Annotated in this window: 11 protein-coding genes; 6 read left to right on the top strand and 5 right to left on the bottom strand. The window is 62.0% G+C overall.

Annotation, left to right across the window (positions count from 1 at the left end; translation table 11 throughout):
- Nucleotides 1-121: 121 nt before the first annotated feature.
- From AC1Q6I_RS23745 to AC1Q6I_RS23765, 5 genes are all read right to left on the bottom strand, one after another.
- Nucleotides 122-793, bottom strand: coding sequence for a PP2C family protein-serine/threonine phosphatase (locus tag AC1Q6I_RS23745; RefSeq protein ID WP_102625071.1), 672 nt, complete (start codon nucleotides 791-793; stop codon nucleotides 122-124).
- Nucleotides 790-1473 (bottom strand): hypothetical protein, encoded by a 684-nt coding sequence (locus tag AC1Q6I_RS23750; RefSeq protein WP_081329274.1) that lies wholly within the window; start codon nucleotides 1471-1473, stop codon nucleotides 790-792. Before AC1Q6I_RS23750 ends, AC1Q6I_RS23745 begins: the two co-directional genes overlap by 4 nt.
- 17 nt (nucleotides 1474-1490) lie before the next feature.
- Nucleotides 1491-2180, bottom strand: coding sequence for a hypothetical protein (locus tag AC1Q6I_RS23755; RefSeq protein WP_102625070.1), 690 nt, complete (start codon nucleotides 2178-2180; stop codon nucleotides 1491-1493).
- Between the two features lie 70 nt (nucleotides 2181-2250).
- Nucleotides 2251-2955 carry a DUF3142 domain-containing protein gene (locus tag AC1Q6I_RS23760; protein WP_102625069.1) on the bottom strand — a complete coding sequence of 235 codons (705 nt, stop codon included), beginning with the start codon at nucleotides 2953-2955 and terminating at the stop codon, nucleotides 2251-2253.
- Nucleotides 2952-5114: a PA5441 family protein gene (locus tag AC1Q6I_RS23765; protein ID WP_102625068.1), complete on the bottom strand. Its 2163-nt coding sequence runs from the start codon at nucleotides 5112-5114 to the stop codon at nucleotides 2952-2954. The genes AC1Q6I_RS23760 and AC1Q6I_RS23765 overlap by 4 nt, the downstream gene beginning before the upstream one ends.
- Nucleotides 5115-5313: 199 nt before the next feature.
- Between AC1Q6I_RS23765 and AC1Q6I_RS23770 the strand changes: the two genes are divergently transcribed.
- The 6 genes from AC1Q6I_RS23770 to AC1Q6I_RS23795 all read left to right on the top strand — a co-directional run.
- The gene (locus AC1Q6I_RS23770) at nucleotides 5314-6045 is read left to right on the top strand and encodes an efflux RND transporter periplasmic adaptor subunit (protein ID WP_223817822.1); all 732 of its coding nucleotides are present in this window, start codon (nucleotides 5314-5316) and stop codon (nucleotides 6043-6045) included.
- Nucleotides 6042-7361 (top strand): efflux RND transporter periplasmic adaptor subunit, encoded by a 1320-nt coding sequence (locus tag AC1Q6I_RS23775; protein WP_102625067.1) that lies wholly within the window; start codon nucleotides 6042-6044, stop codon nucleotides 7359-7361. Before AC1Q6I_RS23770 ends, AC1Q6I_RS23775 begins: the two co-directional genes overlap by 4 nt.
- Nucleotides 7361-9457 carry an efflux RND transporter periplasmic adaptor subunit gene (locus tag AC1Q6I_RS23780; protein WP_069074969.1) on the top strand — a complete coding sequence of 699 codons (2097 nt, stop codon included), beginning with the start codon at nucleotides 7361-7363 and terminating at the stop codon, nucleotides 9455-9457. Before AC1Q6I_RS23775 ends, AC1Q6I_RS23780 begins: the two co-directional genes overlap by 1 nt.
- A 250-nt stretch (nucleotides 9458-9707) precedes the next feature.
- A complete protein-coding gene (locus AC1Q6I_RS23785) occupies nucleotides 9708-11321 on the top strand; it encodes a glycosyltransferase family 39 protein (RefSeq protein WP_102625066.1) in 1614 nt (537 codons plus the stop codon).
- 86 nt (nucleotides 11322-11407) lie between these two features.
- A complete protein-coding gene (locus tag AC1Q6I_RS23790; RefSeq protein WP_024072683.1) occupies nucleotides 11408-12271 on the top strand; it encodes a sulfotransferase family protein in 864 nt (287 codons plus the stop codon).
- A 51-nt stretch (nucleotides 12272-12322) separates the two neighbouring features.
- On the top strand, nucleotides 12323-15762 hold a 3440-nt coding region (locus tag AC1Q6I_RS23795), incomplete at its 3' end, for an Ig-like domain-containing protein (protein WP_492618406.1).

Genomic DNA, 15762 nt, shown 5'->3' on the forward strand with positions numbered 1-15762 from the left:
ATCGTTAAGCTTTCAGGCCGATTATTTCCTGTGAGCTTTTCTGATGTCGGTATCGAAAATCCGCGAAGCCTAGCCCCAGGGCTGATCCTCTGCGCCTTCTTGCCTTGCGTACCTGTTTCTTCTAAGACTGCAAAAGCATGAAGGTGACATCGTCTTCTGTTGAGCAACCGTCCAGGGTTTGCCCTGCAATGGCTTTGAGCTGGTCTGCGGCTGACAGTTCGGCCCAAAATCCATCTGTTGCCAGAATCCAAGTCGTCCCCCTAACCGTTTCCACGAAGTTAACCGCTGGCTCATGGGGCCTGCGATAACTCATGCAGTTGAGCAGTGTTTTGCGGGAGGAGCTTTCGGCGATGACTGCGTGGCTCAGGTCTCCTTTCCAGTTGGGGCCGCAATGGGGTGAAGTTAGCCAAATCATGCGCTGATCTTTTCCCAGATAGCCAAGGCAACAGTCACCAGCGTGGATCGTAATGGCCGTTTGACCCATCACCAGCAACACAAGGTAGCTGGTGGAGGCCAATGGAAAACCTGGGCAAAGGTTTGAGTGCGCCTCTCCCAGTGCGTGGAGTACCCATTCAGTCGCTTTGTCTGGGCATGATGTAACTGTCGGTTCTGCGCGAGAAAACGACTCAAGCAGATAATGAGTCAAGGCTCGCGCCAATTCGCCACTGGCTGGCTTGGAAGTGCCATCAGCGATCACGTGGAGATACGCTCCTGTGCTTTGAGCCGAACCGATGACATCGCGGTTTTCGGTTCTTTCAGTTCCTTGCTGACTGAGGCTCAACTGTAGGATCAAGCGGTCACTCCCAATCCCACGAGCGTCTTCAGGCGCTCGTAAATCAACGTTTCCCGATCAGCGTCCTGAGCGCTGCTTTGGATGACGTCCTGAAACGCTGACAGTCTTATCAATGCGGTGAATTGATTGCTCACGAAATGTCGGAGCTCAAAAGGCGCTCGCTTCACTTCTTCGATAAGTTCTTCCCTGCCGTCCAGCAAAGCGATGATGTCTTCGATGTCATTGGACATCAGTACGTCGTCATGACCTCGGCCCTGATACGCCTGAAGTTTTGCGGCGAGAAACCATGGTGCCGCAAATATCTTGATACGTGTTCCTTTGGGGAGTGTGTAGTCGATGGAGTTTTCTAGCCCGCCGACAAACCACGTATTTGAAAACCCCAATACTTTTGCATCGGTCGGCATGAAATCCACTTTCAAACCGCCGAGTCGTAAACGACAGGTGACGGAGTCCTGGCCGGTATTTTTGAAGCCTCTGGGTTTCAGGTTTTCTTCCAACCGATACCAGTCAGGCGTGCCTGTCAGATGAATGACCAGGTCCACGTCATCCGTGCCGCGAATTGATTCAAGGGTGTATTCGTCGGTGATGAGTAAAACAGTGGTGCATCCGCCGACAAAAGCGACTTGTTCACGCAGCTCATCACCCAACGCCTCAGCGACCTCTTCAAGCATTTGCAGCATCATGGTTCTGTTGGACGTCACAAGATCCACTCCCGCAGCATGGCATCGGCCACCTTGGCTTCGCGCGGCCCGCCAATGCGGATGGCATCGACGAGTGCCAGGAAATGATAAAGCAGCTCATCTTTTTTCACTGCGCCGGGGACGGTCTTATACAAAGGCGTTATTTCTTGGCCTTTGCTCTTTCCATATGCGTCCGGCCAGACGGGAATGAGGTCGCCGCCGCTCATTACTTTTCCCGCCAGGACTGGCGCGGCGAAGGCTGTCGGAATACCGCGAACGATAGGGCCTGGTTTAACCGGGAAAATATAGCGAATGCTGTACGTGACTAAATCAAGCAGTGCCTTGCTTCTTACCAGAGGAATTCCGTCGGTGTGGCTCGTATAGATCAAGCCAATTTCCCTGCAACGATTCAGGGATGAGGAAACCTCTGTTTTGCTTAGGCCCAACGCTGAGGACAGCGATCTCACAGAATAGGTTTGTGAGCTGTGTCCTTCAAAGTCTTCGTCTATTCCATCCCAGCCCCGCCAGTCATCAATTGACGAAAGTTGAACAGTTTCGAAGTTTTGAATGTAATCCGGAAGATTTTGAAACCCGAGGCTCGCGCTCTCTTTTTCCACAGAGAACACTCGTTTTTTTACGCGCTCCCCTTTGGCCTGTAGTTCCAGGCTGATCAGTTTGAACAGGATGACGATGTCTTGACTTTTCATGGGGCTCCAAAAGCGAGTGTCCTCTGTCCGCGGACAGAGGACACTTTCTTGCACAGGGTTGACACTCATGTCAACGGTTTTGCAAAAACACCACATACCCCCGAAACCACTCACTCCCCTGCAAATACCCAGGCGCCTCCCACTCCCCACCCTGTATCAAGCCGATCTTGAACGGCAGCCCCATCCGGTTCATCCGTGGCAAATACGCCGCGTAATCCGGGATGCTCTGGCGTCCCTGGTACGTCTGCACCACCACTTCGTCCACCACGCCCTTGAGCTGGGCGATGGCGGCGGGGTCGGCGTTGCTGCTCCAGTCCATCAGGCCGGTGATGCTCAGGCGCAGCTCAAAGGGCAGGCGTTGGCGCAGGTCGCGCAGGAAGTCGGCGTATTCGTGCAGGTATTGGGTGCGGGCGTCGAAGTCGATCTGGATGCCGACCACGGGGTTGCCTGCGTCGCGCCAACGTTGTACCTGGCCGAGCAGCTGGGTGTAGATCTGTTCGGGCCAGTGCAGGGTGTGGGCGCGGTAGACCACCCAGACTTCGCCGCGGGTGAGGCGCGGTACGCTGATGCCTTGGGCGATCAGTTGCACACCGCGCTGGGGCGCGCGGCGGGTGGAGTTGATCTGGCCCTGGAGGATGTACAGGGTCTTGGCCTGCTTGAGTACCGGCTGTGGCGTGACGCCGCTCCACAGCCAGAAGGCGTCATAGTCACGGGCATCGACGGCGCCGAATGCCGGGCTTGCCAGCAACAGCAGGCCCAGCCACAGGCGTTTCACCAGTAGTACTGCAGCGATTTGCCCCACTGGGTGTCGGCGAAACCACTTTTCAGCTGGCGGAACCAGGCTTTGCGCACGGCGGGTTCGACGTCCTGGCCGCCGCAACTGTTGTAGCCGGCCGGCGCGTAGCAGTTGATGGCGCGGAACAGCGCGTAGGCCTTGTCGTTTTTGGGCGCCTTGGCGTTGCCGATGACCTGCTTGTAACCGTTGAGCCGCGAGAAGGTTTCACCCTTGAAGTCTGAGGCGGTGCTGCCCAGGCTGCCGGCCGCGCGGGCCTGCTCCAGAGGCATGCCGTCCAGGCCGTTGCGCAGGATGAATTCGCCGAAGCAGTTCAGGGCCTGGGGGTTCTTCGCCTCGGTCTGCAAGGTCGCTGCGGTTTGCGCGATGCTCGGGCAGGCGTAGCCGGATTCGGCCTTGTCGCCGTTCCACTGGAACAGCTTAAGCGTCTGGCTGGCGCTGTAGACATAACCCAGGCTGGTGCCCAGCTTGTCCTCGGGGGCCTGGGCCGGCAGCTGCTTGAGGTCCTCGGCGAACGTGGCGAACTGGCCGTGCAGCAGGTCTTTGTAGAGCAGCACGAATTGCGCGGTCTGGCGTTCCAGCGGATCGCTCGCCTGGGCGATCTGCTGGCGCAGCAGTTCAGGCCCGGCGACGTTGCGCAGCAGGATGTAGCGCACCTGCCTGGCACTGATCGGCGAATCGCTGGCGAACACCTTGGCCAACTGGCCGCTGCGCTCGTAGTTCATGGCCAGTGCCAACTCCAGCTGGTCGCGTTGCAGCGGCAGTTTTGCCAGTGGCAACAGTTGCAGCCACAAGGCCTCGGCGCCTTTCCAGTCTTGCTTGGCTTCCAGGGCCAGGGCGCGCAGGGTCTGCTGGCTGAAAGCGAAGTAGTTCAGGTTCGACGGCACGCTCTGCGGCAACTGCTTCAAGGCGGCGTCCGGTTGATGCTCGATGTACAGCGCGCACACTGCCAGCAAGTACTCATAGAGCGCTGGCTCGCTGGCGAACGCGGCCTTTTGCTTCTCGAGGTCTGCGCGGCTGAGGGCCGGCTGGTTGCCGCCGCGCATCACCATCAGGTCGCTGACGAGCTGGATCATCGGGGTCTTGACGGTATCGCTGTTGACCATCAACAGCTTGAGGTCGGCTTCTTCTACCAGCTCATCCTCAGACACATTGCGCTGCTCGTCGGTGGCCGTCAGTGCCCAGGCGAACGCGTCGGCGAGCTTGGTGTTGTCGTCGGCCAGCCAGTACACCCGGCGCAGCAGCCCGTGGGCCGAGGCCGCGTATTCGCCCTGTGGATAAGTCTTCAGGTAGGCGTTGAAGCCCTGCTCGGCCGTGGCCAGTGCGGGCTTATCCACACGGTCCAGGTGCGGCACGCCGTCTTCGTCATAGGTGTCGGCCTGGGCCTGGTTGAGCGCTGTGCGGGCGGTCATGTACAGCGCCGCTTCCTTCAACCACGGCGATTGGGCATTGCCGACGCCAGCAAAGCCTTGCGCGGCCTCGGCGAAGCGGCCGCTGTAGAAATCAGCGGCGGCTTGCAGGTAGGTGCGAAACAGTTGGCCGTTGGCGGACTGGATCTGCTGCGGCTCGGCGATCACCGGGCCATCCCAGGTGCAGGTGGTGAGCAGTTGCAGTCGCGCTTTGGCCAGCAGCGCGCGCTCGGTCGCCGGTATGTCGGCCTTGACCACTTGGCGGATAAACGCCGTGGCGCTGTCATCGTCGTTGCTGCGGCAGCGGCTGCCCTCGCCACTGAGGAACGCTTCGCCGGCGGTTTTGTACTCCTCGCGCTTGACCCCCAGGGAAGTCAGCAGGGTGTCGAGCTCGGCGGTAGGCGAATCGTCCGAGTCGGGTTCTGTCTCTGCGCTGGAGGCAGCGGCCAGGCGATACACCGGAAACGGCACCGGGCCGAAACCCTGGGACAGGTCATCTTCGCTCAGCGCCTTGGGCGCCAACGGCGCGGCCTTTTTGTCAGCCAGCAGCAAGCGCAGGTTGGCCCGGCTGTCATTGCCTGGGCTGAGGAACGGCAGGTTGTTGCACGGGTCCAGGCTGTCACGCGAGACCCGCCAGTCGGGGTAGCACGAATCGTCGGAGCTGGCCTGGGCCTGTAGGGAAATACCGGCCAGCAGAGCCAGTGCCAGGGGTGACAGAAAACCGATGCGCATGACGTGTCCTTGATCCTGAATCCTTGGGGGTGGCAATCATAGCGTGATCCGACAAAAGCATCGGTGAAGCCCTACACAAATTACTGACTTATCCGATTGGGGCGGTGGCAATTTAACCATGCTGACATAGACTGCAATCATGGTCAGGGAGGATCGTATGGAGCGGTTACGAAGAGGGACGTTGAGTTTTATCTGCCTGATGGGCGTTGCGCCGATGGTCATGGCGGACGATCCGTTGTTGGACCACCCGCTTGCGGCGTCGACCAGCGCCTCCAGTGACGCCCGCGGTGTGCTGCGCGCTCGCGACCAGGCGGTGCTGGCCAGCGAATTGTCGGGGCGCATTGTTGAACTGCCTTTCAGCGAAGGCGAGTCGTTCAAGAAGGGCGACACCCTGGCGCGTTTCGATTGCTCGGCCTATCAGGCTCAATTGAACGCCGCCCAGGCTGCCAGCCGGGGTGCCAGTGAAGAACTGGCCCACAACAAACAACTGGCGGCGCTCAACTCCGTCGGGCGTTTTGAAGTGGCCCGCGCCGAAGCCAAGCTCACTGAAACCCAGGCCCAATCCCAGGTTTACCAAGTGCAGGTCAAGCGCTGCAGCGTGCTGGCGCCGTATGACGGCCAAGTGGTGCAGCGCAAGGTCCAACGCTATGAAAGCGTCTCGGCGGGGGCGCCGTTGCTGGAAATCGTCGACAACCACAGCCTGGAAATTCACCTGCTGGTGCCGTCGCGCTGGATGGGCAAACTCAAGCCGGGCCAGACGTTCAATTTCACCCCCGATGAAACCGGCCAGGCGTTCACCGCCACGGTCAAACGCCTCGGCGCGCGCATCGATGAGGGGAGCCAGACGCTGCTGCTGGTCGCCACCTTACCCAATGCCAGCGGGCTGCTGGCGGGCATGAGTGGCACGGCCCATTTTGCGCAATTGCAATGAACGCACCGATGCCGGGCCACGCTGAGCGCGTATTTGCGCAGTTTCTCGACCTTGAACGCCAGACCCGTGCCGCGCGTACTATCGAGCAACTGGCCTACAGCCTGGTCAACGACAGCCAGCCCCTGTTCGGCTATCGCCACACCGCGCTGTTGATCGCCGGCAAAGTGAGGGCGGTGACGGCGGTGAGCAGCGTCGATTCGAATGCGCCGTTCGTGGCGTTTGTCGAGCAGGCGGTGGCGCAGTTGCACAAACTGGCGTTGAGCCAGACTGCGCGGGTGGTCCTGGCTGAGCAATTAAGTGGCGCGGTGCAAGCCGATTGGCAGAGCCTGTCCGCCGGGCACGTGTTCTGGCTGCCGTTGATGGATCCCCAGGGCCGGGTGTTCGGCGGCCTGTGGCTGGCGCGGGATACCCCGTGGAGCCCGGCCGAACAAGTGCTGCTGGCGCATTTTGGCGACACCTGCAGCCATGCCTGGCACGCGTTGCAGCCACGCCAGCCGTGGCGCCTGCGCCTGACCCGTAAACGCGGAATAGCGGTGCTGGTGGCGTTGTTGCTGATGCTGTTGATCCCGGTGCGCCAATCGGTGCTGGCGCCCGCCGAAGTGGTGCCGCAGGCCGGGCAAGTGGTGGCGGCGCCGCTGGATGGCGTCATCGCCGAGTTTTTGGTCAAGCCCAATCAGTCGGTAAAAACCGGCGACCTGTTGCTGCGCTTCGAAAGCACCACGCTGACGGCGCAGGCCGATGTGGCGGCGCGTGCTCTGGGTGTCGCTGAAGCGGAGCTCAAGGCCAATTCCCAGCGCGCCTTTGCCGATGCCGAATCCAGTTCGAAGATCGACCTGCTGGCGGCCCGCGTCGAGCAAAAACGCGCCGAACGCGACTATGCGCGTGAACTGCTCAAACGCAGCGAAGTGCGTGCCGAGCGCGACGGTATCGCTGTATTCGCTGATGCTGACCGCTGGACCGGCAAACCGGTGCAGACCGGCGAGCGCTTGCTACAGATTGCCAACCCTGCCCAGGCGGAATTGCGCATTGAGCTGGCGGTGGGCGATGCCATTGCCTTGGCGCCCAATGCCCAGGTAGCGCTGTTCCTCGACAGTGACCCACTGCAACGCCATCTCGCCACCCTGCAACGTGCCGCCTATGAAGCGCAGCCCACGCCGGGCGGGCAATTGGCCTATCGCCTCGATGCACAATTCGATGGCGCGCCACCGCGTATCGGCCTGCGCGGTACGGCGAAGCTGTATGGCGGCCGCGCGCCGCTGGCCCTGTACCTGCTGCGTCGGCCGTTGGCGGGCCTGCGCCAGAGCGTCGGCCTCTGATGAACCTGCCCACACTGCGCGAAGACCTGCAACTGTCCAGTGCCGGCGCGGCGCTGGACGGTTCGCCACGCTGGACCCTGGCCGACCCGGTGCGCGGGCGCTATTTCAAACTCGGCGCCACCGCCATTCGTTTGCTGCGGCACTGGTCCCTGGGCGATCCAGAGAAAGTCCTGCAAGCCGCCAACCGTGAACCGGGTTTGCCCCTGGGCATCAGCGAAGTGGAGGAGCTGCTGAGCTTTTTGCGCGCCCATGACCTGATCACCGGCCTTGATCCGCAGCAGCGCGCCAGTTACCTCTATAAAGCGGCCGCACAAAAGCAGAGCCTGTGGCAGGTGTTGCTGCATCAGTACCTGTTTTTCCGCATTCCGCTGTGGCGTCCGGACGCTTTTCTCAACCGGACATGGCCCTGGCTGGCGCGCTTCGGTCCGGGCTTGCTGCGGTACGGCCTGCCGGCAGTTCTGGGCCTGGGCGTGTTTTTGGTCGCGCGCGACTGGCAGCGCTTTCTGGCGACGTTCCCGCACTTGTTCAGCCTCGGCGGCGCCTTGGCGTTTGGGGTGGTGTTGTGCTTCGCCAAGTTGTGCCATGAGTTCGGCCATGCCTATATGGCCAAACGCGCTGGCTGTCGGGTTCAGAGCATGGGTGTGGCGTTCATGGTGCTGTTGCCGATGTTCTACACCGATGTGAGCGACGCCTGGCGGGTCAATGATCGCCGTGCGCGGTTGATGATCGGTGCCGGCGGGGTGATGGCCGAGTTGCTGCTGGCTTGTATCGCCTTGCTTGCCTGGGCGCTGCTGCCGGATGGCCCGGCGCGCACCGCGGCGTTCATGTTGGCCAGTGCCACGTGGCTGACGACATTGGCGATCAACCTCAACCCGTTCATGCGTTTTGATGGCTACTTCTTGATCAGCGATTTATGGGGGGTGGATAACCTGCAAGGCCGCGCCTTTGCCCTGTGCCGTTGGCGCCTGCGTGAACTGTTGTTCGGGTATGGCGAGCCGGCGCCGGAGCCGTGGTCGCCGACGATGCAACGACGCTTGTTGGCGTGGGGCTACCTGGCGTGGCTGTGGCGGGCGGCGCTGTTTCTGGGGATTGCCCTGGCGGTGTATCACCTGTTCTTCAAACTGCTCGGGATCTTCCTGATGCTGGTGGAGTTGGTCTGGTTCATCTTCCTGCCGATCTTCAAGGAATGGCGCGAATGGTGGAGTCGTCGCAGCCAGGCCCATGCGCCGCGTGTGCTGTTGAGCAGCCTGGGGTTGGTGTTGATCGGGCTGGCGCTGGTGGTGCCGTGGCGCAGCGCCGTCGAGCTGCCGGCCATGCTCGAAGCCGGGCGCGCCAGCGCGTTGCACGCGCCGGTGGCCGCGCGGGTCAAGCAGTTGCGGGTGGCGGATGGGCAAACCGTCACCCAGGGCCAGGTCTTGTACGAACTGGAGTCACCGGATTTGGACGCGCGGCAAAGCATCGTGCGCCGTGAAGTGGAGATTTTGCAGCTGCAGATGCGCCGCCAGGCCGGGCGCAGTGAAACGGCTGCGGATGCCGGGATCAACGATCAGCGTCTGTCCCAGGCCCTGGCCGAATACCGTGGGCTGGCCGCCCAGCGCGAACGCCTGCTGTTGCGCGCGCCCCATGCTGGCAGGGTGCGCGATGTGCTGCCGCAATTGAGCGTGGGCCGTTGGCTGTCGCCCAAGGACTCACTGGCCCAAGTGGTGGAAGAGGGCGCACGCCTGCGCGGTTACCTGGCCGAGGCCGAACTGTGGCGGGTGGCGCCGGGTTCCACTGGACGGTTTATCGCCGATGACCCGATGCACGTGGCCATCCCGGTGGTATTGACCGACATCGACGCCAACGGCGTGGCCTATCTGGACCAGGAGGCACTGACCTCCGATCACCATGGGCCAATTGCCGTGCGCCGCGACGAAAATCAGCGACCGGAGCCGGTACAGGCTCAATACGGTGCGCGACTGAAAAGCGTTGAAACGATCCCTACCCCCCATCAACCGCTGCGCGGAGTGGTGATGCTGCAAGGGCGCAGTGAGTCGGTACTGGGCGTGGCCTGGCGACGGGCGGCAGCGCTGGGGGTACGGGAAAGTGGGTTCTGACAAGCGTCAGGAGGACGCCAGCCGCGTAGCGGTAAGCCGCATAAACCGTTGAAACCCCATGTGCGCCGGGCCTTTGCGCAACATCCCGAAGAGTGTGGGCAGGCAGGATGGTCAGGTGACCCCCAGCCGGTAACACAACGCCTGGCGGGTGCAAAACAGCAAGCGAAACCGAGGCTTTTGTCCTAGAGTGGCGCTTGTTTGCGCATGCGCAGGGTTTGCCTTGAAAAGAGGCAGTTTCAGAGGAATTGAGGTGCGACGGTCCGTGGTAGAACAAGACGACAAAGTTGGGGTTTTTCCCGCAGTCAGTCGCCTCTCGGCTGCCTGGGCGGGTGCCGGTTGGCTCAGCCGGCTATGGTGGGTGCCAATTCTGGCGCTGGCCATGGCCGTACGTTTTTATGGCCTGACAGCAGCGGCGATCTGGGGTGACGAAGGTTCGAGCCTGCTGCTCAGCGAATACGCGGTAGACGACCTGTGGTTCCACGCGGCCCATGATGTGCACCCCCCGTTGTATTTTTTCATGCTGCGCGGCTGGATCGGCCTGTTTGGCGACGGCATCTGGTCGATTCGCGGCATGAGCGCGATTCCCGGCGTGGTCGCGGTGGGCCTGGGTATCTGGCTGACGCGGCTACTGTCCACCTATCGTGCCGCCGTGCTGGCGGGTGTGCTGCTGGCGCTGTACCCCACTGCCGTGCGATACAGCCAGGAAGTGCGTATGTACTCGCTGCTGGCCGTGTGGCTGCTGGCTGCGACGCTGGCGCTGGTGTATTGGGTACGCTGCCCCGAGCGCACGCGCTACCTGGCGGCCTATGTGCTGCTGATGGCGGCCGGTTTCTATACCCATTACTTCATGGCCTTGTGTGTAATGGTGCATTGGGCCTACCTGGGGTTGTTGTACTCGTCCCAGGCACCTGGCCGACGGTTGCTCCTGCGCCCAGCGTGGTGGTGCGCCAATGTCCTGATTGTGGTGCTGTACTTGCCCTGGTTGCCCAACCTGGTGGACCTGGTGCAGCACGTCGAACAGCTCAAGACCGGGGGGGATATCGGCTGGGAAGACCCGGTCACGCTGATCTCCGTCCCGTCGATGATCTGGCAGTTCATGCTCCAGGACGAGGGCATCGGTTTCTGGGCACCATTGTTCTGGTCGTTCCCGCTGCTACTGATCGCCGTCGTGGGGGTGACCGCCTGGCGTGATCGCGAAGCCCATCGGCCGGCCTGCCTGCTGGCGCTATTCTTCCTGCTGCCGCTGTTGCTGGTGTATGCGGTATCGTTTATTTCCCCGGTGTTCATCGAGCGCTACCTCACGGCGTATGCCCTTGGCTTGCCGATCATGGTGGCCCTGGCCATCGACCGCCTGCCCAAACGCCTGTCACGCTGGGGCGCCGCGTTCCTGGTGCTGTTTATCAGCGTGGAACTGCTGGGGCTGAAGAGCAATGCAACCGTGGACGACCGCGATAATTTCAACGTGCCGGTGGAGTTCGTCAACCGTAACTATCAGGAAGGCGACCGCATCGTCCTTAGCGACATGCTGTGGTACTTGAGCTACGTGTATTACGACCAGACTGACGCCCAATTGCAGCTCTATACCCCGCCCAAACCGGATGGCACGTCGACCCGGCCTAACGCGTATGGCTTCGGTACGCTGGTGGACCAGGACGGCGGGCGTATCTACCTCGATAGTCTGTCGGCTTTACCGGCGGATACGCGCCGCGTCTGGCTGATCAGCAGCACTGATTTGCCGGACGATTTCGCGCCGATTCCCACCGATTGGCGCGAACTTTTGCGCCAGGATGGCGGTGGAGCCAGGGCACGCCTGTTCGTGCTTTGCCGCGGGCCAGAGCCTTCGCAGCCGGAGGGCTGTCGCTAATCGCGAATTGGCATTGAGAAAATGCCGAAATAGTGGCAAATGAACACTAGTTGACCCTGCAATCCTCTACTACGCTTCCACCATAAATGGATTTGTCCTACAAAGTGGTGAAAGGATTGCAGTATCACTTTATCTCCGGTCTGCCGCGTTCCGGCTCGACCTTGCTCTCTGCAATCCTGTTGCAGAACCCACGCTTTCGCGCCGGCATGAGCAGTCCCATAGGGTCGTTGTTCAATGGTGTGCTGGCGCAGTGCAGCGCCGGCAGCGAGTTTGGCTCGGTCATTGATCCGGACACCCGCCGCCGCCTGTTGCGCGGCTTGTTCGATGCTTATTACGGCGACAAACCCTCCACCCCGGTGGTGTTCGACACCAACCGCCAGTGGTGCGCGCGCATGCCCGCCCTGCATGACCTGTTTCCCCAGGCCAAGGTCATTGCCTGTGTGCGCAACGTGGCGTGGATCATGGACAGCCTGGAACGCCTCTATCGCGCCAATCCGTTCGAGAACACCAAGCTGTTCAACGACGACATCGAGCGCAACACCGTATACAGCCGTGTCGAAACCCTGGGCCAGCGCAATCGCCTCGTGGGCTATGCCTGGTCGGCCCTCAAAGAGGCGTACTACGGTGAAAACGCCGGGTCCATGTTGATCGTCGACTACGACCTGCTATCCCAGGCGCCCGAGCGCGTGATGCGGCTGGTCTACGAATTTATCGAGCAGCCGTGGTTCGAGCATGACTTCGACAACCTCAGCTATGACGCGCCGGACTTCGACGAGGCTCTGGGCGTCAGCGGGTTGCATCGGGTCAAGCCCAAGGTCGCTTTGCAGCCTCGGCGTACGATCCTGCCGCCGGACCTCTTCGAGCAGTTTGCGCATATGGATTTCTGGCGGGATGGCAGCCTGAGCGCCGCCAATGTAATTCGCACCAAAGCCGATGCCGCGATCGGCTGATCGCGGTTTTTTTCATTGCGGGTATCAGCATTCGACAAACGGGTGAGCAGCATGTGGTGGAGCAAAGGTAAGGCACGGCAGACAACAACAGGCGCCAACCCTCTGGCGACGCCGATGATCATGTTCCTGGAACCGCGCATGTTGTTTGACGGCGCGGTGGCCGCCACTGTGGCCGATGCCGCCCAGGCGGACAGCCATGCCACTGCCGACGCGGCCGCCAAGGCGCCGACGACCGAGCACGCCACCGCCAGCAAAGACACCCATGGGCAAACCGACGCGCCGGCCACACCGGCGCCGGTTGCCGTTCCGGGGCAGACCGTAGTGTTCGTCGACGCCCGGGTCAAAGACTCCGCCAACTTGCTCAAGGGCGTCGCCCCCGGCACCGAGGTGGTGCAGCTGGATGCCAGCAAAGACGGTCTGCAGCAGATTGCCGATTATCTGGGCAGCCACCAGGGCGTGAGCTCGGTGCAGATCCTCGCCCACGGCAACACCGGCGATTTGTGGCTGGGCAGCACCTATTTGTCGGCCGACAACATCGCGGCCCGCAGCGAAGTGCTGGCGCAGATCGGCCAGGACATGAATGTGGGCGGCGACATTCTGATCTACGCGTGCAACACGGCAGGGGACAGCAAAGGGCTCAACTTCGTCGACTCCCTGGCGCAATTGACCGGCCGTGATATTGCCGCGTCCAGCAACCGCACCGGCGAGGGTGGCGATTGGACGTTGGAAATTGCCACCGGCTCCATCGAGAGCCATACCGCGTTGTCGTACCAGGCGATGTCGGCGTACCAGTACGGGTTGGCCACGATCACGGTGGTCAACAACGGTGACAGTGGCGTCGGCTCATTGCGCCAGGCTCTGAGCGATTCGGTGTCCGGCGATACCGTCACGTTCAGTACCACCATGACGGTTAACCTCAACTCGCAATTGGTCATCAGCAAAAACGTCACCATCGCCGGTGATCTGAACCAAGACGGTGTGGCGGATGTGACCCTCAGCGGGCAGTACAAGACTCAGGTGCTGAGGGTGGGGAGCGGTGTGACGGCGACGCTGGATGGCTTGGTCATCACCCAAGGCCTGGCGGCGGGTAATGGCGCAGCGGCGGGTGTCGACGGCACAGCGGCAATGGGCGGCGGTATTGTCAACCTCGGCAACCTGACCTTGAACAATGTCAGGGTGACCAGCAACGCGGCCTCGGGCGGTGGCGGGGGCGGTGGGGTCACCGCGCCCTATGTTGGCGGCGCGGTGGGTGGTGGCGGCGGCGGCGGCGGTGCTCTTGGCGGCCAGGCCGGCGGCCATGGCGGCACTTCGGGCTTCGGTACCGGCGTTTATGGTGGGACGTCCGGTAGCGCCAACACCGGTGGCAATGGTGGCGGCTACAACCCGAACTATATGGGCGGCCGTGGTGGCAGCAGCAGCGGCGGCGCGGGTGGCGTGGGGGCCGCCAACTACAGCAATGGCGGTGCCGGCGGCACCGCAAACAACGGCACTATTTCCATTGGCGGCGGCGGTGGCGGTTCCGGGTGGGACAAGCCTGGCCGGGCAGGGGCTTCGGCCAGTGGCGGTATCTACAACGCCAGCTCCGGCACCCTGACGGTCGTCGGCACTTCGGTGATCTCCAATAACATCGCGGCCGGCGGAGGTGGCGGTGGTGGCGGTGGCCTGGGGGGTTCAGCAGACTCGGGCGGCGCGGCGGGCAAAGGCGTTGGTGCGATCTGGAACAAAGGCACGCTGTTGATGACGGCCGCCAACTTTGCGGCCATGAGCGGCAACGTCGGTGGCAGCGGTTCCGGTGGCCCGGCGTTGGGTGGAGGCAGCACGGGTGCCTCCGTGGCTGCCGTGAACAATATCTTCAACGACGGCGGTACAGTGAACACCGCCTACGCACCGACGCCGTCCGCGACCATCGTAGTGGCGAACGCGGCCCAGCACATTGGCAGCACTTCGCAGGTGACCATTACCTTCAACCTGGCCGTCACCGGTTTCACCAACGCCGACCTGACGGTCTCCAACGGCACCTTGAGCAGCGTCATCTCCAATGATGGCGGCCTCACCTGGACGGCGACGTTCACCCCAGATGCGAGCGTGACCAGCGCGAGCAACCATATCGTGCTGGACAATACCGGTGTCACCGGCGTGTCGAATGGTCTGGCGGGCAGCGGTACCTCCACCTCCAATAACTACGCCGTCGATACGGTACGGCCGACGGCGACAGTCGCCGTGGCCAGCCCCGGGCTGAACCTCGGTGGCTCCTCCGTGGTGAACATCACCTTCAGCGAAGCGGTGACCGGATTCAGCCTGGCCGACATGACGGCCTCCAACGGCACCCTGAGCAGCCTGACCACCAGCGATAACATCCACTGGACCGCCACCTTCACGCCGACGGCTGGCGTCACCAGCGGCACCAACGTCATTACCCTGGACAACACGCTCTACACCGACACCTCGACCAACGTGGGCACCGGTACTACCACGTCCAATAACTACACCATCGACACCGTGCGCCCGACCGCAAGCGTGGTAATAGCCAACCCTGCGCTGAACATCGGCGGTACTTCCCTGGTCACCATCACGTTCAGCGAAGCGGTCACCGGCTTCACCAATGCCGACCTGACGATTGCCAACGGTACCCTGACATCGGTGACCAGCAACGATGGCGGTATCACCTGGACAGGCACGTTCACCCCGAGCGCCAGCATCACCGACGCCACCAACCTCATCACCTTGAACAACGCCGGCATCGCCGACCTGGCGGGCAACGCCGGCAGCGGTACGACCGACTCCAACAACTACACCATCGATACCGCGCGGCCGACTGCGACCATCGTCGTTGCCAACCCTGCGCTGAAAATCGGCGACACGTCGCTGGTGACATTCACGTTCAGCGAAGCGGTCACCGGCTTTACCAACGCCGACCTGAGCGTCGCCAACGGTACGTTGAGCGCGGTGACCAGCAACGATGGCGGTATCACCTGGACAGGCACATTCACCCCGAGCGCCAGCCTCACCGACGCCACCAACCTCATCACTTTGAACAACACCGGGATCGCCGACCTGGTGGGCAATGCCGGCAGCGGTACGACCGATTCCAACAACTACGCCATCGATACCGCGCGGCCGACCGCGACCATCGTCGTTGCCGACTCGGCGCTGAAAATCGGCGAGACGTCGCTGGTGACATTCACCTTCAGCGAAGCGGTCACCGGCTTCACCAATGCCGACCTGACGATTGCCAACGGCACATTGAGCGCGGTGAATAGCAACGATGGCGGTATCACCTGGACAGGCACGTTCACCCCGAGCGCCAGCCTCACCGACACCACCAACCTCATCACCCTGGATAACACCGGCATCGCCGACCTGGCGGGTAATGCCGGCAGCGGTACGACCGACTCTAACAACTACGCCATCGATACCGTGCGGCCCACCGCGACCATCGTCGTCGCCGACCCTGTGCTGAGCATCGGCGGCACGTCGCTGGTGACATTCAC

This window comes from Pseudomonas sp. MPR-R2A5, assembly GCF_058793055.1.

Excerpts from the sequence above, each read along its gene's own strand:
- AC1Q6I_RS23750 (WP_081329274.1), bottom strand. The coding sequence starts at position 1,473 with ATGCTGCAAATGCTTGAAGAGGTCGCTGAGGCGTTGGGTGATGAGCTG.
- AC1Q6I_RS23755 (WP_102625070.1), bottom strand. The coding sequence starts at position 2,180 with ATGAAAAGTCAAGACATCGTCATCCTGTTCAAACTGATCAGCCTGGAA.
- AC1Q6I_RS23765 (WP_102625068.1), bottom strand. The coding sequence starts at position 5,114 with ATGCGCATCGGTTTTCTGTCACCCCTGGCACTGGCTCTGCTGGCCGGT.
- AC1Q6I_RS23770 (WP_223817822.1), top strand. The coding sequence starts at position 5,314 with ATGGGCGTTGCGCCGATGGTCATGGCGGACGATCCGTTGTTGGACCAC.
- AC1Q6I_RS23775 (WP_102625067.1), top strand. The coding sequence starts at position 6,042 with ATGAACGCACCGATGCCGGGCCACGCTGAGCGCGTATTTGCGCAGTTT.
- AC1Q6I_RS23780 (WP_069074969.1), top strand. The coding sequence starts at position 7,361 with ATGAACCTGCCCACACTGCGCGAAGACCTGCAACTGTCCAGTGCCGGC.
- AC1Q6I_RS23790 (WP_024072683.1), top strand. The coding sequence starts at position 11,408 with ATGGATTTGTCCTACAAAGTGGTGAAAGGATTGCAGTATCACTTTATC.